Annotated in this window: 18 protein-coding genes; 11 read left to right on the top strand and 7 right to left on the bottom strand. The window is 68.1% G+C overall.

The annotated features are described in order from the left end of the window. The first annotated feature begins 20 nt into the window (after window positions 1–20). Both AB6807_RS26285 and AB6807_RS26280 read left to right on the top strand, forming a co-directional pair. Window positions 21–785: an enoyl-CoA hydratase gene (locus AB6807_RS26285; RefSeq protein WP_371086853.1), complete on the top strand. Its 765-nt coding sequence runs from the start codon at window positions 21–23 to the stop codon at window positions 783–785. Window positions 786–1,001: 216 nt separating this feature from the next. After that, complete coding sequence (locus AB6807_RS26280) at window positions 1,002–2,168, top strand: ABC transporter substrate-binding protein (RefSeq protein ID WP_371086988.1); 1,167 nt, start codon at window positions 1,002–1,004, stop codon at window positions 2,166–2,168. Between the two features lie 15 nt (window positions 2,169–2,183). Here the strand turns inward: AB6807_RS26280 and AB6807_RS26275 are convergent, their stop codons facing one another. After that, a complete protein-coding gene (locus AB6807_RS26275; RefSeq protein ID WP_116910814.1) occupies window positions 2,184–2,612 on the bottom strand; it encodes an acyl-CoA thioesterase in 429 nt (142 codons plus the stop codon). A 41-nt stretch (window positions 2,613–2,653) separates the two neighbouring features. Between AB6807_RS26275 and AB6807_RS26270 the strand changes: the two genes are divergently transcribed. Both AB6807_RS26270 and AB6807_RS26265 read left to right on the top strand, forming a co-directional pair. Next, window positions 2,654–4,519 carry an ABC transporter ATP-binding protein/permease gene (locus tag AB6807_RS26270; RefSeq protein ID WP_116910663.1) on the top strand — a complete coding sequence of 622 codons (1,866 nt, stop codon included), beginning with the start codon at window positions 2,654–2,656 and terminating at the stop codon, window positions 4,517–4,519. A 51-nt stretch (window positions 4,520–4,570) separates the two neighbouring features. Continuing rightward, window positions 4,571–5,509, top strand: a complete 939-nt coding sequence (locus AB6807_RS26265; RefSeq protein ID WP_371086852.1) for a 2-hydroxyacid dehydrogenase — start codon at window positions 4,571–4,573, stop codon at window positions 5,507–5,509. A gap of 142 nt (window positions 5,510–5,651) precedes the next feature. Here AB6807_RS26265 and AB6807_RS26260 read toward each other — a convergent pair whose 3' ends face one another. Continuing rightward, complete coding sequence (locus AB6807_RS26260) at window positions 5,652–7,106, bottom strand: amidase (protein ID WP_371086851.1); 1,455 nt, start codon at window positions 7,104–7,106, stop codon at window positions 5,652–5,654. A 73-nt stretch (window positions 7,107–7,179) separates the two neighbouring features. Between AB6807_RS26260 and AB6807_RS26255 the strand changes: the two genes are divergently transcribed. From AB6807_RS26255 to AB6807_RS26230, 6 genes are all read left to right on the top strand, one after another. Further along, the gene (locus tag AB6807_RS26255; protein ID WP_371086850.1) at window positions 7,180–8,175 is read left to right on the top strand and encodes a LysR substrate-binding domain-containing protein; all 996 of its coding nucleotides are present in this window, start codon (window positions 7,180–7,182) and stop codon (window positions 8,173–8,175) included. Window positions 8,176–8,354: 179 nt separating this feature from the next. Then, window positions 8,355–9,833, top strand: coding sequence for an aspartate ammonia-lyase (locus AB6807_RS26250; protein ID WP_116910659.1), 1,479 nt, complete (start codon window positions 8,355–8,357; stop codon window positions 9,831–9,833). A gap of 169 nt (window positions 9,834–10,002) precedes the next feature. After that, complete coding sequence (locus tag AB6807_RS26245; protein ID WP_116910658.1) at window positions 10,003–10,902, top strand: amino acid ABC transporter substrate-binding protein; 900 nt, start codon at window positions 10,003–10,005, stop codon at window positions 10,900–10,902. Window positions 10,903–10,995: 93 nt separating this feature from the next. Next, entirely contained in the window at window positions 10,996–11,727 is a 732-nt protein-coding gene (locus tag AB6807_RS26240) for an amino acid ABC transporter permease (protein ID WP_116910813.1), read from the top strand. Between the two features lies 1 nt (window position 11,728). Continuing rightward, window positions 11,729–12,415 carry an amino acid ABC transporter permease gene (locus tag AB6807_RS26235; protein WP_116910657.1) on the top strand — a complete coding sequence of 229 codons (687 nt, stop codon included), beginning with the start codon at window positions 11,729–11,731 and terminating at the stop codon, window positions 12,413–12,415. A gap of 39 nt (window positions 12,416–12,454) precedes the next feature. Then, complete coding sequence (locus AB6807_RS26230) at window positions 12,455–13,192, top strand: amino acid ABC transporter ATP-binding protein (protein WP_093057334.1); 738 nt, start codon at window positions 12,455–12,457, stop codon at window positions 13,190–13,192. 90 nt (window positions 13,193–13,282) lie between these two features. On the opposite strand, the gene AB6807_RS26225 is transcribed toward AB6807_RS26230, so the two are convergent. From AB6807_RS26225 to AB6807_RS26210, 4 genes are all read right to left on the bottom strand, one after another. Further along, window positions 13,283–14,335, bottom strand: coding sequence for an alpha/beta hydrolase family protein (locus AB6807_RS26225; RefSeq protein ID WP_371086849.1), 1,053 nt, complete (start codon window positions 14,333–14,335; stop codon window positions 13,283–13,285). Between the two features lie 101 nt (window positions 14,336–14,436). After that, a complete protein-coding gene (locus AB6807_RS26220; protein WP_371086847.1) occupies window positions 14,437–15,423 on the bottom strand; it encodes a nucleoside hydrolase in 987 nt (328 codons plus the stop codon). 93 nt (window positions 15,424–15,516) lie between these two features. Beyond that, entirely contained in the window at window positions 15,517–16,344 is an 828-nt protein-coding gene (locus AB6807_RS26215) for a dienelactone hydrolase family protein (protein WP_371086846.1), read from the bottom strand. An 18-nt stretch (window positions 16,345–16,362) separates the two neighbouring features. Further along, the gene (locus AB6807_RS26210; RefSeq protein ID WP_371086845.1) at window positions 16,363–16,830 is read right to left on the bottom strand and encodes a tautomerase; all 468 of its coding nucleotides are present in this window, start codon (window positions 16,828–16,830) and stop codon (window positions 16,363–16,365) included. A 106-nt stretch (window positions 16,831–16,936) separates the two neighbouring features. Here AB6807_RS26210 and AB6807_RS26205 point away from each other — a divergent pair, with 106 nt between their 5' ends. Next, window positions 16,937–17,917 carry a GlxA family transcriptional regulator gene (locus AB6807_RS26205; protein ID WP_371086844.1) on the top strand — a complete coding sequence of 327 codons (981 nt, stop codon included), beginning with the start codon at window positions 16,937–16,939 and terminating at the stop codon, window positions 17,915–17,917. A gap of 67 nt (window positions 17,918–17,984) precedes the next feature. Here AB6807_RS26205 and AB6807_RS26200 read toward each other — a convergent pair whose 3' ends face one another. Further along, window positions 17,985–19,022 carry a DctP family TRAP transporter solute-binding subunit gene (locus AB6807_RS26200; RefSeq protein ID WP_116910651.1) on the bottom strand — a complete coding sequence of 346 codons (1,038 nt, stop codon included), beginning with the start codon at window positions 19,020–19,022 and terminating at the stop codon, window positions 17,985–17,987. Between the last annotated feature and the right edge of the window lie 194 nt (window positions 19,023–19,216).

Below are 19,216 nucleotides of genomic sequence, written 5' to 3'. Positions count from 1 at the left end.
TTCATTCAAGGACCATTCCCATGAGCGACATCCTCGTCCACACCGAAGCCGGTGTGATGACCCTCACTTTCAACCGCGTCGACAAGAAGAACTCGATCACCAGCGGCATGTACGCCGAACTGGCCGATGCGCTGGCCACGGCCGAGGCCGACGCGGCCGTGCGCTGCGTGCTGATCCAGGGCGACCCGACCATCTTCAGCGCCGGCAACGACATCGGCGACTTCCTGAACGCCCCGCCGTCGACGCAGGATTCGCCGGTGTTCCGCTTCCTGCGCGGCATTGCCACCTTTCCCAAGCCCATCGTCGCCTCGGTGTGCGGCCCGGCCGTGGGCATCGGCACCACCTTGCTGTTCCATTGCGACCTGGTCTACGCTGGCGACAACGCCGCGTTCTCCATGCCTTTCGTGAACCTGGGGCTGTGCCCCGAAGCGGCCTCCAGCCTGCTGGTGCCGCAGATGCTGGGCTACCACCGCGCGGCCGAGGCGCTGCTGCTGGGCGAGCCCTTCATGGCCGAGGCCGCGCTCGAAGTGGGCCTGGTCAACCGCGTGGTGCCCCCCACCGAAGCCAACGCCATCGCCCAGACGCAGGCACGCAAGCTCGCGGCCAAGCCGCTGAGCGCGCTGGTCGAGACCAAGCGCCTGCTGAAGAAGGCGCAGATGCCCGCCGTGCTGGAACGCATGGGCGAAGAGGGCGCCAGCTTCGGCCGCATGCTGCGCGAACCCGCGGCGCGCGAGGCCTTCGGCGCCTTCATGGAAAAGCGCAAGCCCAACTTTTCGAAGCTCTGAGCTCGCGCCGGCCTACAGGCGGGCGATGCCCGGGCGCTTAAACTCCCCGGCGTGCCAGCCTCAGAGATACAAACGCCCGAAACGACCGGCCTGCGGGCAGATGGTGCTACTGAAAAAGTAGCAGGCCAGCCGATGCGCCGGCGCACTCTGGGGCTGCTGGCGGCGGTTGCGGGCACCGCGGCGGCTGCCACCGTTCCCACCTTCGCCCTGGCGCGCGTGCGGCCGTTGCGCATCGGCGTCATCGGCTCGTGGACCGGCCCCTATGCCGGCGGCGGCCGGCAGTTCGATGCCGGCATGGCCGTCTGGCTGGCGGCGCACAACCAGCACATTGCCGGGCGGCCGGTCGAGCTGCTGCGGCGCGACGTGCCCGGCAGCGCCCCCGAACAGGCGCGCCGCCATGCCCAGGAATTGGTCGATACCGAACGCGTCGACCTGCTCGCGGGCCTCGACTTCAGCTCCAACGCCTACGCCGTGGGCACCGTCGCCACGCAGGCGCGCATTCCGCTGGTGGTGATGAACGCGGCGTCGTCGGGCATCACGGCGCGTTGCCCGTTCGCGGTGCGGCTGTCGTTCACCATCGGGCAGGTCACGCTGCCACTGGCGCGCTGGGCGCTGCAGCAGGGGCTGCGCGACGTGTGCACGGTGGTGGCCGACTACGCCTCGGGCGTGGACGCCGAAAGCGCCTTCGTCTCGGGCATCACCGCGGGTGGCGGGCGGGTCGGCGCGATGCTGCGCGTGCCGCTGGCCACGCTCGACTACTCGGCCTACATGCTGCGGTTGCGCGAGCTGAAGCCGCAGGCGGTGTTCTTCTTCCTGCCCTCGGGGCAGATGCCGGCGAGCTTCCTGAAGTTCTGGCGCGACCGCGGCATGGCCGACACTGGCATCCGCCTGCTGGCGACCGGCGACGCCACCGACGACAACTACCTGGAAAACATGGGCGAGCTGGCCGAGGGGCTGGTGACGAGCCATCACTATTCGTTCGCGCACGAATCGCCGGCCAACCGGCGCTTCACGGCCGCGTTCGAGGCGGAGTACGGCAGCCACCTGCGCCCGGCGTACTTCGCGGTGGCGGCGCACGACGCGATGGCGGCCATCGATGCGGCGATGAGCTCGCCGGCCATGCGCGGAAATGCGGGTGTGAATGCAGGTGTGAATGCGGGCGGCAATGCAGGCCTGGGCGTCAGCGGCGTGACGGGCGGCGAGCGCCTGGTCGACGCCTTCCGCGGCCTGCGGCTGGACAGCCCGCGCGGTCCGCTCGAGGTCGACGCCCACACCCGCGACATCGTGCAGAACGTGTACATCCGCCGCGTGGAGCGGCGCGACGGGCGCTGGGTCAACCGGGAGTTCGAGCGCTTCGAGCGGGTGCGCGACCCCGGCGTTTGAGCGACCGGGGAGCGCTTATTCGGCCGGCTTGTCGATGGGGCGCGGGCGGCCGTTGTCGTCGATGGCCACGTAGGTGAAGGTGGCTTGCGTCACCTTGATGTATTCGCCCTGCGCCCGGAAGCGCTCGGCAAACACCTCGACCGTGACCGTGACCGACGTGCGCCCGATGCGCACCAGCTTCGAATAGAAGGAAAGAATGTCGCCCAGGCGCACCGGCTGCTTGAAGATGAACTCGTTCACCGCCACCGTGGCCATGCGGCCCTTGGCGTAGCGCGCCGGGATCACCGAGCCGGCCAGGTCGCACTGCGCCATGACCCAGCCGCCGAAGATGTCGCCGTTGGCGTTGCAGTCGGCCGGCATCGGGATGACCTTGAGCACCAGCTCCATGTCGGCGGGCAGGCTCTTGAGGGTGGCGGCAGCGGCAGCGCTGGAAGTATCTGACATGGGCACAATCTGGAACAAACAAGCAACCACGATTGTCCTCCATGCGCCGCAGCGGCGAAGCCCTCCCCCCCGCGTCTTCTTCCTCCACGTCCCCCTCCCACCCTGTCTCCGGCCATCCGCCCGAGCGCAGCGACCGGTCCGACTGGGCCACGCTGCGCCGGCTGTTTCCCTACCTCTGGCAATACAAGTGGCGGGTGGCGGCCGCGCTGGCGTTCATGGTGGGCGCCAAGGTGGCCAACGTGGGCGTGCCGGTGCTGCTGAAGAACCTGGTCGACACGATGACGCCCAAGGCCGGTGCCCCCGACCTGGCCCAGGCGCTGCTCATCGTGCCCATCGGGCTGCTGCTGGCCTACGGGCTGCTGCGCTTCTCGACCTCGCTGTTCGGCGAGCTGCGCGAGCTGATCTTCGCCAAGGCCACCGAGGGCACGGCGCGCCAGATTGCGCTGGAGGTGTTCCAGCACCTGCACTCGCTGAGCCTGCGCTTCCACCTGGAGCGCCAGACCGGCGGCATGACGCGCGACATCGAGCGCGGCACGCGCGGCGTGCACTCGCTGATCTCGATGTCGCTCTACAGCATCGTGCCCACCATCATCGAGCTGGTGCTGGTGCTGACCATCCTGGGCGTGAAGTTCGACTCGCTGTTCGTCTGGATCACCGGGGCGGCGCTGGTGCTGTACATCGGCTTCACGGTCACCGTGACCGAGTGGCGCACGCAATTCCGCAAGACCATGAACGAGCTCGACTCGGTGGCGCAGAGCCGCGCGGTCGATTCGCTCATCAACTACGAGACGGTCAAGTACTTCAACAACGAGGAGTTCGAGGCCAGGCGCTACGACGCCAGCCTGGACCGCTACCGCAAGGCCGCCATCAAGAGCCAGCGCACGCTGAGCATGCTCAACACCGGCCAGCAGGCGCTGATTGCCGTGAGCCTTGTGCTGATGCTGTGGCGCGCCACCTCGGGCGTGGTCGAAGGGCGCATGACGCTGGGCGACCTGGTGATGGTCAACGCCTTCATGATCCAGCTCTACATTCCGCTGAACTTCCTGGGCGTGATCTACCGCGAGATCAAGCAGAGCCTGACCGACCTGGACAAGATGTTCGTGCTGATGGAAAAAGACCGCGAGGTGCGCGACGCGCCCGGCGCGCAGCCGCTGGCCGGGGTGGACTCCACCATCCGCTTCGAGGACGTGAGCTTCGCCTACGAGCCCGCCCGCCCCATCCTCAAGCACCTGAGCTTCGAGATCCCGGCCGGCAAGACCGTGGCCGTGGTCGGCCCGTCGGGCTCGGGCAAGTCGACGCTCGCGCGGCTGCTGTACCGCTTCTACGACGTGCAGCAGGGCCGCATCACCATCGGCGGCGAAGACATCCGCGAGGTCACGCAGGCCAGCGTGCGCCGCGCCATCGGCATCGTGCCGCAGGACACGGTGCTGTTCAACGACACGGTCGAATACAACATTGCCTACGGCCGCCCCGGCGCCACGCGCGAGCAGGTGGAAAACGCCGCGCGCGCCGCGCGCATCCACGACTTCATCGCGGCCACGCCGGGCGGCTACGAGACCACGGTGGGCGAGCGCGGGCTGAAGCTCTCGGGCGGCGAGAAGCAGCGCGTGGCCATCGCGCGCACGCTGCTGAAGAACCCGCCCATCGTGATCTTCGACGAGGCCACCTCGGCGCTCGACTCGGCCAACGAGCGCGCCATCCAGTCGGAGCTGAAGAGCGCCGCGCAGGACAAGACCACACTGGTCATCGCGCACCGGCTGTCGACGGTGGTCGACGCGCACGAAATCCTGGTGCTCGAGGCCGGCGTGATCGTCGAGCGCGGTACGCATGCCGAGCTGCTGGCCAGGCGAGGCCGCTACGCGCAGATGTGGGCTTTGCAGAAGAGCGAAGCGGCGCCCTTGCTCTAGCGCGATCATTCATTTCCATTTCTTTTTTCCATCGATTCCAGGAGTTCCCACGTGTCGACCAAGATTCCCCTGCTGGTGCTCAACGGCCTTTCGAGCGCCCATCAGGCCCAGATTGCCGAGGTCTATGACGCGACCTTCGCCTTCGGCGCGGCCGAGCGCGCCGCCGCCGTGGCCGAGCACGGCAAGAAGTTTCGCGCGGTGCTGACCATCGGCGTGATCGGCATCACGCCCGAAGAAATCGCGGCCATGCCGGCGCTGGAGCTCATCTGCTGCCTGGGCGCGGGCTATGAAGGCGTGCCGCTCGAGGTCGCGCGCGCGCGCGGCATCGCGACGGCCAACGGCGCGGGCACCAACGACGACTGCGTGGCCGACCATGCCTTCGGCCTGCTGATTGGCATCGTGCGCGACTTTCGCAAGCTCGACCGGCTGTGCCGCGAAGGCGTGTGGCGCGACGCCATCGAGCAGCCGGCGAACGTGTCGGGCAAGAAGCTGGGCATCCTGGGGCTGGGCACCATCGGCCAGAAGATCGCCAAGCGGGCGGCGGCCTTCGACATGGAGGTCGGCTATCACAACCGCAAGCCGCGCGAGGGCGCCACGCAGCGCTACTTCGGCGACCTGAAGTCGCTGGCCGCGTGGGCCGACTTCCTGGTGCTGGTGGCGCCGGGTGGGCCGGCCACCAAGCACATGGTGAACGCCGAGGTGCTCGACGCGCTGGGCCCGCGCGGCTACCTGGTGAGCATCGGCCGCGGCAGCGTGGTCGACACCGAGGCGCTGGGCGCGGCGCTGCGCGAAAACCGCATCGCGGGCGCGGGCGTCGACGTGTACGAGAGCGAGCCGAAGCGGCCGGAACCGCTGGTCGGGCTGGACAACGTGCTGCTGACGCCGCACGTGGCCGGCTGGTCGCCCGAGGCGACGCAGCGCTCGGTGGACCATTTCATGGCGAACGCCGAAGGGCACTTCGCAGGGCGCGGCGTCGTCACGCCGGTCTGACGTCTTGCTCCTTCCCCCTCTGGGGGAAGGCTGGGATGCGGGCGGGCAGAGCGCCCGATGGGTACGCCGCTTGCCCCCACCCCGGCCCTCCCCTAAAGGGGGAGGGAGAAATGCATGGCTCCTCCCCCAGCGGGGGAGGGAGTCAACCCAATACCGAAGGGCGGTGCGCCGCCCACCCGCAGGCCTGGTCATACGCATGCCCCAGCCGCAGCACATCCAGGTCCGCATGAATCGGCCCCGCCAGCTGCAACCCCATCGGCAGCCCGCCTTCGCCGAACCCGGCGCGCACATTCAGCGTCGGCAAGCCGGCCAGCGTGAACGGCGTCACGATCTCCATCCAGCGGTGGTAGGTGTCGCTCTTCACGCCGTTCACCTCGGCCGGCCAGTGCAGCTCGGCATCGAAGGGGAACACCTGCGCCGTCGGCGCCACCACGAAGTCGAAGCGCTCGAACAGCTTGACGAACGCGCGGTACACGTTCGAGCGGTACAGCGAGGCCTGGTACAGCGACGCCGCGTCCAGGTGCCGGCTCTGCTCGATTTCCCATTGCGCCTCGGGCTTGAGCTGCGCGAACAGCTTGGCATCGCTCAGGTACGCGCCCAGCTTGCCGCCCACCAGCAGTTGCCGCAGCCGCAGCCACGCGCTCCAGTTGTGCTCGCGCGGCACGTCGAGCGTGCAGGGCTCGACCTCGCAGCCGATGGCGCGGAAGGTGTCGAGCGCCTTCTCGCCCAGCTCGCGGATGCCGGGCGCCAGCGGCAGGTCGGGCCAGATGCTGCCGAGCCAGCCGATGCGCAGGCCCTTGCCGTCGCCGTCCAGCTGCAGCGTGTCGGGCGACGAGGACGGGTGGATGGCGTGCGGCGACGACAGCGGCACGCGCGCGTCGAAGCCCGACTGCACCGCCAGCAGCCGCGCCGTGTCTTCCACCGTGCGCGCCATCGGGCCTTCGCTGCCCAGTTGCTGGAAGAACAGCTCCTGCTCCGGGTCGCCGGGCACGCGCCCGCGTGAGGGCCGCATGCCGATCACGTTGTTGAAGGCCGCCGGGTTGCGCAGCGAGCCCATCATGTCGCTGCCGTCCGCCACCGGCAGCATGCCCAGGGCCAGCGCCACCGCCGCGCCGCCGCTGCTGCCGCCCGCGCTGCGCTCGGGCGCATAGGCGTTGCGCGTGATGCCGAACACCGGGTTGTAGGTGTGCGAGCCCAGTCCGAACTCGGGCGTGTTGGTCTTGCCGATGACCACCGCGCCGGCCGCGCGGGCGCGCGCCACGTGCAGGCTGTCGGTGCGCGCGGGCGAGCGCGGCGACAGCGGGGAGCCCATCGAGGTCGGCAGGCCGGCGGCGTGGCTCAGGTCTTTCACGGCCAGCGGAAAACCGTGCATCCAGCCGCGCCGCTCGCCGCGCGCCAGCTCGGCGTCGCGCGCGTCGGCCTCGGCCAGCGATTGCGCCGGCTCGCGCAGCGAGACGATGGCGTTGAAGCGCGGGTTCAGCGCCTCGATGCGCGCGAGCGACGCCTGCATCACCTCGCGGCAGGACACGTCGCGCGAGGCGATGCGGCGGGAAAGTTCGGTGGCGCTGAGGGCGAGCAGGTCGTCGGCTGAAGGCATGGCGCAGGCGTAAAAAAGAGGGGAGGAAGGTGGGGGCGCCCAGTATGGCGCGCCGCTCGCATAATCGTCGCCCATGGAAACAAAGTGGCTAGAAGACTTCATCAGCCTTGCGGAGACCCGCAGCTTCAGCCGCTCGGCCCAGCTCAGGCACGTGACCCAGCCGGCGTTCTCCCGCCGCATCCAGGCGCTCGAAGGCTGGGCCGGCACCGACCTGGTGGACCGCAGCTCGTACCCCACGCGGCTCACCCCCGCGGGCCAGACGCTCTACAGCCAGGCCATCGAGATGCTGCAGTCGCTGCAGAGCACGCGCGCCATGCTGCGCGGCCATTCGGCGGCCGGGCAGGACGTGATCGAGATCGCGGTGCCGCACACGCTGGCCTTCACCTTCTTCCCCTCGTGGGTGACCAGCCTGCGCGAGCATTTCGGGCCGATCAAGAGCCGGCTCATCGCGCTGAACGTGCACGACGCGGTGCTGCGGCTGGTCGAGGGCAGCTGCGACCTGCTCATTGCGTACCACCACCCGTCGCAGCCGCTGCAGCTCGACGCCAACAAGTACGAGATGGTCAGCCTGGGCGAGGAAACCGTGGCCCCCTGGGTCAAGGCCGACGCCGAGGGCGCACCGCGCTACCGGCTGCCGGGCCGCCCGGGCCAGCCGCTGCCCTACCTGGGCTATGCGCCGGGCGCCTACCTGGGCAGGGTGGTCGACCAGCTGCTGAAAGAGTCGGGCACCGCCATTCACCTGGACCGCGTCTACGAGACCGACATGGCCGAGGGCCTGAAGGTGATGGCGCTCGAAGGCCATGGCATCGCCTTCCTGCCGCAGAGCGCGGTGCGCAACGAAATCAAGGCGCGCAAGCTGGTGAGCGCGCTGCCCCCGGAAATCGACAGCCTGGAGGCGACGATGGAAATCCGCGCCTACCGCGAGCGCCCGACCGCGCCGGCCCCGGCCAAGACCGGCACCGGCACCGGCCGCGCCGCCAAGACCGCCGCGCCCGACACCGCGCTGCAGCCCAAGCGCACGGCCGACGCGCTGTGGTCGTACCTGGTGGGCACGCAGCCGGCGGACTGACGACGCGCTTGAATTTGTGCACTGCACAATCTATAAATGCCGCGCATGAGCCTCCCCGCATACGGCATTGGCGCCCCGGGCCGGGCGCTACTACAGTCGCGGCTGCTTTTTAGCCGCTGTCACAAGCACACTCCCGGCACGCGTCCCACGCGTGCTTTTTTTTAAGCCGAGGAACCTGTATGAGCACCAATTTCAGGACCGAACACGACTTCCTCGGCGAGAAGCAGATTCCCGCCGTCGCCTATTGGGGCGTGCACACGGCGCGGGCGGTCGAGAACTTCGCCATCTCCGGCACCCGCATCTCGGCCATGCCCGACCTGGTGCGCGCGCTGGCCTTCGTGAAAAAGGCCGCCACCCGCGCCAATGCCGACCTGGGCGCCATCGACCGCGACCGCGCCGCGGCCATCATCCTGGCCTGCGAGGACCTCATCGAAGGCAAGCTGCTCGACGAGTTCGTGGTCGACGTGATCCAGGGCGGCGCCGGCACCTCGACCAACATGAACGCCAACGAGGTCATCTGCAACCTCGCGCTGGAAAAGCTGGGCCACGAAAAGGGCCGCTACGACGTGCTGCACCCCAACGACCACGTCAATGCCTCGCAGAGCACCAACGACGTGTACCCGACGGCGGTGCGCCTGGCGCTGTGGTTCGCCATCGGCCGGCTGCTGGAGGCCATGGCCTCGCTGCGCCGCGCCTTCGAGGCCAAGGCGCTGGAGTTCAAGGACGTGCTGAAGATCGGCCGCACCCAGCTGCAGGACGCCGTGCCCATGACGCTGGGCCAGGAGTTCCTGACCTACGCGATCATGATCGGCGAGGACGAGGCCCGCCTGGGCGAGGCCCGCGCGCTCATCGAGGAAATCAACCTGGGCGCCACCGCCATCGGCACCGGCATCAATGCGCCGCACGGCTACGCCAACCTGGCCTGCCAGTACCTGGCCGAGCAGACCGGCGTGCCGCTGAAGCAGGCCGCCAACCTCATCGAGGCCACGCAGGACACGGGGGCTTTCGTGCAGCTGTCGGGCGTGCTGAAGCGCGTGGCCACCAAGCTCAGCAAGACCTGCAACGACCTGCGGCTGCTGTCCAGCGGCCCGCAGGCGGGGTTCGGGGAAATCAGGCTGCCGGCGCGCCAGGCGGGCTCGTCGATCATGCCGGGCAAGGTCAACCCGGTGATCCCGGAGGTGATGAACCAGGTGGCCTTCGAGGTCATCGGCAACGACATCACCGTGACCATGGCGTCGGAGGCCGGCCAGCTGCAGCTGAACGCCTTCGAGCCGATCATGGGCTGGAGCCTGTTCAAGAGCATCAAGCACCTGGCCAACGCCTGCGCCACGCTGCAGACCAACTGCGTCGAAGGCATCGAGGCCAACCGCGAGTTCCTCGCCAAAAGGGTGCGCGAGTCGGTCACGCTGGTCACGGCGCTCAACCCGCTCATCGGCTACGAAAAGGCCGCGCTCATTGCCAAGACCGCGCTGGCCACGGGCGGGCCCATCGACCTGGTGGCCGAGTCGCTGGGCATCATGACGCGCGCCGAGATGGAGGCGCTGCTGGTGCCCGAAAACCTCACGCAGCCCGTGCGCCTGTCGGCCGCGCCGGTTCCCCCGGCGGCCGAGCCCTCGGGCACCACGCCGGTGGGCGGGTCGGGCACAAAGGCTGCTTAGTGAAAGTCAGACAATGCCAGGAGGCAGGATCGCACCATGCCAGCGCCCATGTGCGCCGGCGCGGTGCGCAGAGTGCGCGAGTGCACCGGGTTGGTCCGGGTATCACGCAAAATGTGAGTGTCTAGAATTTCGTTGTATTTGTTTACGTCACCCTCAGGAGTTTTACCGTATGAAAAAACAAGTTTTGGCATTGGCAATCGCGGCACTGGCCGCCGGCGGTGCAATGGCACAAGCCAGCGACACCCTGGCCAAGATCAAGGCATCGGGCGTCATCACTGAAGGTGTGCGCGAATCCTCGGGCCTGTCGTACACGCTGGGCAACGGCCAGTACACCGGCTTCCACTACGACGTCTGCGCCAACATCATCAAGGACCTCGAGAAGGCCGCCGGCAAGAAGCTCGAAGTCAAGTACCAGCCCGTCACCTCGCAAAACCGCATTCCGCTCGTGCAGAACGGCACCGTGGACATCGAGTGCGGCTCGACCACCAACAACGCCACCCGCCAGAAGGACGTGGCTTTCGGCGTGACCACCTACGTCGAGGAAACCAAGATCGTCGTCAAGGCCAACTCGGGCATCAACTCGCTGGCCGACCTGAAGGACAAGACGGTTGCCACCACCACCGGCACCACGCCGCTGCAAACCGTGCGCAAGCAAAAGCGCGCCGAGAACCTGACCTTCAAGGAGGTCTACGGCAAGGACCACTCCGACAGCTTCCTGCTGCTGGAAACCGGCCGTGCCGACGCCTTCGTGATGGACGGCTCGATCCTGGCCGCCCTGGCCGCCAAGTCGAAGTCGCCCAAGGACTACAAGATCCTGCCGGACGTGCTGGCCGTGGAGCCCATCGCCATCATGATCCGCAAGGACGACCCGGCCTTCAAGAAGGCCGTGGACGACAGCATCAAGGCGCAGGCCAAGTCGGGCGAGCTGACCAAGCTGTACGACAAGTGGTTCCTCAAGCCGATCCCGCCCGCAGGCGTGACCATCAACCTGCCGCTCGGCGAAGCCACCAAGAACGCTTGGGCCAACCCGAACGACAAGCCGGCTGAAGAGTACGTCACCAAGGAATAAGCGTCGCGTCGCTGCGTGAATGACGCCCACCTTTCACGGTGGGCGTTTCTTTTCAAGGGACAGGTTTTCTAAGTGCTGAAGGAGTGAATGAACATGGGCAACTGGGATTGGCAGGTCTTCCTGCAAGACCCCGGGGGGGATTACCCGACTTACCTGCAATGGATGCTGTCGGCCTGGGGCTGGACGGTGTCGGTTGCGTTGCTGGCGCTGATCGTCGCGCTGGTGCTGGGCTCGCTGGTCGGGATCATCCGCACGCTGCCTGACAGCCCGTGGCTGGTGCGCCTGGGCAATGCCTGGGTGGAGCTGTTCCGCAACATTCCGTTGCTGGTGCAGATCTTTCTCTGGTACCACGTGATTCCGGCGCTCATTCCCGTCATGAAGGGCGTTCCGAGCTTCATCCTCGTGGTGCTGGCGCTGGGCTTCTTCACTTCGGCACGTATCGCCGAGCAGGTTCGCTCGGGCATCCAGGCGCTGCCCAAGGGGCAACGCTACGCGGGCATGGCGGTGGGCTTCACCACCACGCAGTACTACCGCTACGTGATCCTGCCAATGGCGTACCGCATCATCATCCCGCCGCTCACGAGCGAGACGATGAACATCTTCAAGAACTCGTCCGTCGCGTTCGCCGTGTCGGTCACCGAGCTCACCATGTTCGCCATGCAGGCGCAGGAAGAAACCTCGCGCGGCATCGAGGTGTACCTCGCGGTGACGGCCTGCTACGTGGTGTCGGCGCTCATCATCAACCGGCTGATGGCCTACATCGAGAAGAAGACCCGCGTGCCGGGCTTCATCGTGTCCGCCAGCGCGGGCGGCGGAGGACACTGACATGAATCTCGACCTGTCCTTCTACAACTGGGACGTCATCAGCAACTTCGTCGTCAAGGGCTTCTACTTCAGCATCATGCTGACCGTGGTGGCCACCATTGGCGGCGTGGTCTTCGGCACCCTGCTGGCGCTGATGCGCCTGTCGGGCAAGAAGTGGCTCGACGCGCCCGCGGCCCTGTACGTCAACGGCATGCGCAGCATTCCGCTGGTGATGGTGATCCTGTGGTTCTTCCTGCTGGTGCCGGCGTCGTTCTACTCGCTGTTCGGCTCGGTGGGCTCCAACTACCGCTCCGAAATCTCGGCCGTGATCACCTTCGTGGCGTTCGAGGCCGCGTACTTCTCCGAGATCATGCGCGCGGGCATCCAGTCGATTCCGCGCGGCCAGGTGAACGCCGGGCAGGCCGTGGGCATGACCTACGGCCAGAACATGCGCCTGGTGGTGCTGCCGCAGGCGTTTCGCAACATGCTGCCGGTGCTGCTTACGCAGACCATCATCCTGTTCCAGGACACCTCGCTGGTCTACGCCATCGGTGCCTACGACATGCTCAAGGGCTTCGAGACGGCGGGCAAGAACTTCGGCCGTCCCATTGAGGCCTACCTGCTGGCCGCTGTCGTTTACTTTGTCATGTGCTACGCCCTTTCCTGGCTGGTGAAGCGCCTGCACAAGAAAATCGCCATCATTCGCTGACCTGAGTGCTGAACCGGAGAGAAAGAAATGTCCGAAAAAATGATTGAAATCAAGAACGTATCGAAGTGGTACGGCCCGGTGCAAGTGCTCAACGACTGTTCGGTGAGCATCTCCAAGGGCGACGTGGTGGTGGTGTGCGGGCCTTCGGGCTCGGGCAAGTCCACCCTCATCAAGACCGTGAACGCGCTCGAGCCCTTCCAGAAGGGCGAGATCACCGTCAACGGCATTCCGCTGCACGACCCCAAGACCAACCTGCCCAAGCTGCGCTCCAAGGTCGGCATGGTGTTCCAGCACTTCGAGCTGTTCCCGCACCTGTCGGTGACCGAGAACCTCACGATCGCTCAGATCAAGGTGCTGGGCCGTACGCCCGACGAGGCCAAGACCCGCGGCCTGAAGATGCTCGACCGCGTGGGCCTGATGGCGCACAAGGACAAGTTCCCGGGCCAGCTGTCGGGCGGCCAGCAGCAGCGCGTGGCCATTGCGCGCGCGCTGTCGATGGACCCGATCGTGATGCTGTTCGACGAACCCACCTCGGCGCTGGACCCCGAAATGGTCGGCGAAGTGCTCGACGTGATGGTGAGCCTGGCCAAGGAAGGCATGACCATGATGGTGGTCACGCACGAAATGGCCTTCGCCCGCAAGGTGGCCAGCCGCGTGATCTTCATCGACGTGGGCGGCAAGATCCTGGAAGACTGCCCGAAGGACGAGTTCTTCAGCCACCCGGAAAACCGCCAGCCGCGCACCAAGGACTTCCTGAACAAGATCCTGCAGCACTGATTTCGCTGCAGGGTTCTTCGAAGACCCAAAGGGGCTGCGCTTCAAAGGCGCAGCCCCTTTTTTCATGGCGGCGGGCGCCGGCCCCTCAGCCTATTTCGTGGACGGGCTCGCCGAAAACGCCCGGTCGAAGAACGCCGGAATCTCGTCGCCCAGCCGCGCCAGCAGCGCCTTGCGGTCGAAGCCCGGCGGGTCGGCCCGAACGTCGCCGTCGTCGGTCGGGATCGCGCTTGCCGGGGTGTCCATGAAGGCGAAATGCCAGGCGTCGGGAATTCGCCGCAACTCGGCGGCCGGCATGTTCTGCGCGACCCATTCGGCATGGAAGCGCGGAACCAGGAAGCGGTCTTGCTCGGCCTCGTAGATGCGCGTGGGCACGCTGATCTGCGCGAGCGAGCCGGCCGTGAAGGGCGCGCCGGCCGGCGCCATCGCCACGACCGCGCGCACGCGCGGGTCGCGAAGCGAGGGCAGCAGCGTGGGCGAATCAGAGTGCATTGCCGTGGCAGCAGGTGCTCCCGCGTTGCGCCCGACACCGCAGAAGATCGGGTCCGCGGCGCGCTCGCTCGCGCAATGGCTGGCGATGCGCGACAGGTCTACCTGCCCGCCCGCCAGCGCCAGCACCGTGTAGCCGCCGGCCGAATGACCCAGCGCGCCGATGCGCGGGCCTTGCGCGTCGCTGGCGATGCGGTCTTTCCACATCGGGTCTTTCAGCAGCGCGTCGATCACATGCGAGACCTGCTGCGGGCGTTGCGTGAAGTACGCGGCCGCGCCCTTCTGCAGCAGCGTGCCGTCCTGCCAGTTGTCGCCCGGATGGCGCAGCGCCGCGACCAGGTAGCCGTTGCGCGCGAGTGCTTCGGCCAGGCTGGTGTGGCCCAGTTCGGTGCCGCCCACGCCGTGGCTCAACACGATCAGGCCCTTGACGCGCTCTTCGGGCGGCGCCTGGATGGCCACGCGCACCGTGAACGGCCCCATCGGAATGGCGCGGGCGGCCGCCTGCGTCGGGTAGTACAGCGCGACCACGGTGGGCGCGGCCTCGGGTGTCGCACCCGGAATGCTCCATGGGCGCCAGCCGGCCTCGGCGGCCAGGAGCTGGAAGGACAGCAGCAAGCCTGAGGCAAGCAGCAGGCTGTGGCGGAAAACGGTGCGCATCGCGGATCTCCTGGACGGTGTCGGGAGCCGGATGGTGGCCGCGCCGCTGCGCAGCGGCCATCGCATTGCGATGAAGTGCGCGAAAAGCGGCGCCAGACGGCTCAGGGCAGCCGCGCGATGTGTTCCGTCAGCAGGTCGAAGAAGCCCTGCGCATCGCCGTCGACGATCCAGGTCGCGTTGGGCGTGCGATGCAGGCTGCCGTACCAGTCGGCCACCGTCTGCCCGAAACCCATGCCCTCGCGGCTGTCGACCTCCACGTGGATGCGCTTGCCCGTGAACAGCGAAGGCCGAAGCAGGTAGGCCGTGACCGTGGCGTCGTGCACCGGGCCGCCGGGCATGTCGTAGTGCTTCATTTCCTGCGGCGCATAGGCGTCGAGGATGTCCGCGACCGTCGCCCCGGCCTTGTTGCCCAGGCCGCGCAGGCGCGCGATGCGTGCCTCGCTCGTGAGGATCTTGTGCGTCACGTCCAGCGGCAGCAGGGTGATGGGCACGCCGCTCTTCAGCACCGCCTCGGCCGCGTGCGGGTCGGCGAACACGTTGAACTCGGCCACGGGCGTGATGTTGCCGCCGTTGAAATGCGCGCCGGCCATCAGCACCAGCTCGCGCAGGCCGCGCACGATGTCGGGCGCCTGTTCGAGCGCGAGCGCCAGGTTGGTCTGCGGGCCGAGCATGGCGAGCGTCACGCTCTTCTCGGGCGCGGCGCGCAGCGTGCGAACCAGGTAGTCGACCGCATGGCCCTCGGCCAGTGGCGTGGCGGGCTCGTACACGTCGACGCCCGTGAGGCCTTCCTTGCCGTGGATGTTGGCCGCGTAGATCGGTGTGCGCTGCAGGGGGCGCTCGGCGCCCGCGTACACCGCGATCTCCGGCCGCCCAGCCCACTCGCAGGCCAGGCGTGCATTGCGCGAGGTCTTGGCCAGCGGCACGTTGCCGGCCACCGTCGTCAGCGCCTGGATGTGCAGCGCCTCGGGCGCGGCCATGGCGAACAGCAGCGCGATCACGTCGTCGGCGCCGGGGTCGGTGTCGATGATGAGCGTGTGCAACGGGGTGTCGGGAGAGTGGGGAGAGTGGGTGGAGGGGTTGGTCGGCATGGCAAGGCTCCTTGGCGGGCCAGTCTGCCAGAGCTTGCAAGTTCGCCTGCGGGCGCGACTGCAAGTCCCCTCGTGATGTCGCCCGCACGCCCGTCAGCGCCCGCCCCGCAGCCTCCGCGCGAAGAACGCCAGGATCTCGTCGCGCGCCGCCAGCGTCGGCTGGCCGGCCTCGTCGATCAGGTGCGCCGTGACCACGCTGTGCGGGCTGGCCACCACCTGCGCGAAGAAGGGCGGCGTGTCGGGGTTGGCCGCGCTGTCGGGCAGCACGCGCGTGACGAAGCGCGGGCCCAGCGCGTGGGAGAACGCCGCGAAGCGCTCGGCCTTGCAGAACTTGTCGCCGTCGAAGCGGTAGGCCATCACCGTGAGGTCTTCGCGCTCCAGGCGCTGGCGCACGGCGGCCAGTTCGTCGGCCGCCACGTTCGTGCCGGCCGGGTCGTCCAGCGGCAGCGAGGGCTGGCACACCACCGGCGCGAGCATGGCCGGCTCCAGCATCATCGACAGCGCGAAATTGCCGGTGAAGCACATGCCGATCGCGCCGACGCCCGGACCGCCGCATTCTTCGTGCGCCAGCCGCGCGAGCGCCCGCAGCCATTGCGTGACGGGGCTCGACGCGTTCGACGCGAAGGCGCGAAATTCCGCGCTCACGCAGGCGCGCCTGAACACGGCCGCGCCCTCCTCGGCCTGCGGCACCGCGCCGTCGCGGCCGAACAGCGAAGGCATGTAGACCGTGAAGCCTGCGTCGCACACCCATCGCGCGAAGCGCGCCACGTGCGGGCTGATGCCGGGCATCTCGGTCATCACGATCACGGCGGGGCCCTGGCCAGTGAGGTAGACCTTCTTCTCGATGCCGTCGAGAGTGATGGCGCGCGCGCTGAAGTCGTCGAGCGGGTCGTCTTCGTTCAGGGGGCGTGTCGGTGTCATGGGCGGTCTCCTTGTCGTTCAGGTGGTTTGCGTCAGCGGAACCAGGTGCTGCAGGTGCGCGTACCCCGCGGCGCGCGCGAAGTCGGGCAGCCGCCAGATGTCGCCGCCCACGCCCCAGGCGCCGTCGGCCACCTCGTGAACGAGCACCGAGGTCGCGAGGCGGCGCCTGTCGTCCGAAGGCATCGCCAGCTTGAACGCGGCGTGCACGCGCGCGACGAACATGGCGCGCGATGCGGCGTCGAGCACGCCCGCCGGCACGCAGGCCAGCGCGGTGCAGGGCAGCAGTTCCGTGCTCAGGTCGGCGCCGCCGCAGGTCAGGGCGCCGGCCGCGAGCTCGTCGACCAGCACCCAGCACATGGCGCGTGCGCGGGGCTCGTCGGGCATCTGTTCGGCTGCTGCAGCGGCTTCGTTGATGTTGCGAACGAGCGAGGCGCGGTGCTCGCCGGGGAATGAACCGTGGGGAATCTTCACGAAGATGGTGGGCATGCGGCGCGATGAGGGAAGCGGGCGAGGCTTGTATTGGGCCGCCGCGGGCCAGAGAATGGCAGTGTCCAATTCGACTGCTTCAGGGCCTTATCGGCCAACCTCCGCAATGCATGACTTCACCGTGCTGGTGCTGCCCGGCGCCTTCAATTCGAGCGTGGCGGTCACGCTCGACATCCTGGCTGCCGCGCAGGCCGTGGCGCCCCGTGCCGGCGTGGCGCCGCCGCGCTGGCGCCTGTGCTCGGTACAGGGCGGCACCGTGGGGCTGCAGGCCGGCATGAGCCTGGAAACCGCGCGCCTGCCCGCGAGGCCGCGCGACGACCGGTCGACCTGGGTGGTGCCGGGGCTGGGCCTGAACACGCCCGGCGAGATTCGCCAGTGCCTGGAAAGCGACGACGCCGCCCACGCCGTGAAAGCCCTCGTGCGCCATGTGAAGTCCGGCGGACAGGTCGCGGCGTCTTGCTCGGCGGTGTTCCTGCTGAACGCCGCGGGCCTGCTCGAAGGGCGGCGCGCGACCACGTCGTGGTGGTACGCGCCCTTGCTCGCGCGCATGTCACCCGGCTGCACGGTCGATGCCGACCGCATGGTGTGCGCCGACGGCCCGGTGGTGACCGCGGGCGCCGCGTTCGCGCAGACCGACCTCATGCTGCACCTGCTGCGCGAGCGCTGCGGCAGCGCGCTCACGGACCTGGTCTCGCGCATGCTGCTGATCGACGGGCGGCAGGCGCAGTCGCCGTTCATTGCCGCGGAGTTGCTGGCCAACGGCAACGGCCTGGTGGCGCGGCTTGCGGCCAGGGTCGAGTCGGCCTTGCCGAGCGCGCCCGCCGTGAGCGCGCTGGCCAGCGAGTTCTGCATGTCGCAGCGCACGCTGGCGCGCCACATCCAGAAGGCCACTGGCAAGAGCACGCAGGCGCTGGTGCAGAGCGTGCGCCTGCGGCGTGCGCGCGCGCTGCTCGAGGGCAGCCGCATGACGGTCGAGCAGGTGGCGGCCGCCGTGGGCTACCAGGACGCCACCGCGCTGCGCCGCCTGATGAGAAAGGTGGCGGGCGCGAACCCGAGCCGTTACCGCGAAGGCGGCTACGGCGCGTGAGCCGCCCGCTGGCTCGAAGCCCCGTGACTCGAAGCCCCGTTGCTCGAAGCCCCGTTGCTCGGCCTGGTTACTTCTTGCGCGCCGCGATCGCCTGCTCGGCCTTCGCCACCAGGTCGGCGCCCACCGTCGACTTCCACTTGTCGTACACCGGGCGCGTGGCCTTCACGAACTCGTCGCGCTCGGCCGGGGTGAGGCTGGTCACGGTCACGCCCATGCCGGCGATGTCTTTCAGCACGGGCTTGTCGGCTTCGACCAGGCCCTTGCGCGCGATGACGATTTCTTCCTTGCCCGCGTCCAGCGCGGCCTGGCGCACGATGGCCTGGTCGGCCGGCGTCCACGAGGCCCAGATTTCCTTGTTGACCACGAACACCAGCGGGTCGGCCACGTAGCCCCAGGTGGTGACAAACTTCTGGCCCACGGTCTGCATCTTCAGCACGGTGAACAGGAACAGCGGGTTCTCCTGCCCGTCGACCGCGCCGCTGGCGAGCGCGGGCTGTGCGTCGGCCCAGCTCATCTGCGTGGGGTTGGCGCCCAGGGCGGTGAACATGTCCGAGTAGATGGGCGAGCCGACCACGCGGATCTTCATGCCCTTGATGTCGGCCGGCGACTTGATGGGCTTCTTGGAGTTGGTGATTTCGCGAAAGCCGTTCTCGCCCCACGCGAGCGGCACCACGCCGGCCTTGTCGAGGGTCTTGAACATCTCCTTGCCCACATCGCCCTGCGTGAGCGCATCGATGGCCGCGTAGTCGGGCATCAGGAACGGCATGGAGAAAAGATTGAGCTGCTTCACCTGCGGCGACCAGTTGATGGTCGAGCCCACGGCCATGTCGATGACGCCCTGGCGAAGGGCGCTGAACTCGCGCGTCTGGTCACCCTGGATGAGCGACACGCCGGGGTACAGCTTGATGTTGATGCGCCCCTGGGTGCGTTCCTTCACCAGGTCGGCCCAGATCTTTCCGGCCTGGCCCCAGGGGGTGGGCGGGCCGAGCACGAGGGACATCTTGTATTCGGGCTTGTAGGCGGCCTGCGCCATGGCGCCGGTCGAGAACATGCCAAGGGCTGTCGCAGCGGCGGCGAGGCCGAGCAGGGTGCGGCGGAATTTCATGAGAGGTCTCCTTGTTTTGTTGAAACGAACTGAACTGGACGCTGAAATCTTTGGCTGTCGCTGTTTGCTTTACCGAGGATGGCTGTTCAGGGCGTGTGAACAGGCCGTCGGGTACTTCCCTCCGCGAATGTCCCCCGGCCTGCGGCCTCCTCCTTTTACCGGGACTTCTCCAATCCGCAAGCGGCGGTGCGAGT

It is taken from the genome of Variovorax sp. RCC_210, from assembly GCF_041355175.1.
Classification (GTDB): Bacteria; Pseudomonadota; Gammaproteobacteria; order Burkholderiales; family Burkholderiaceae_C; genus Variovorax.
This window is presented reverse-complemented; position numbering and strand designations above follow the sequence as displayed.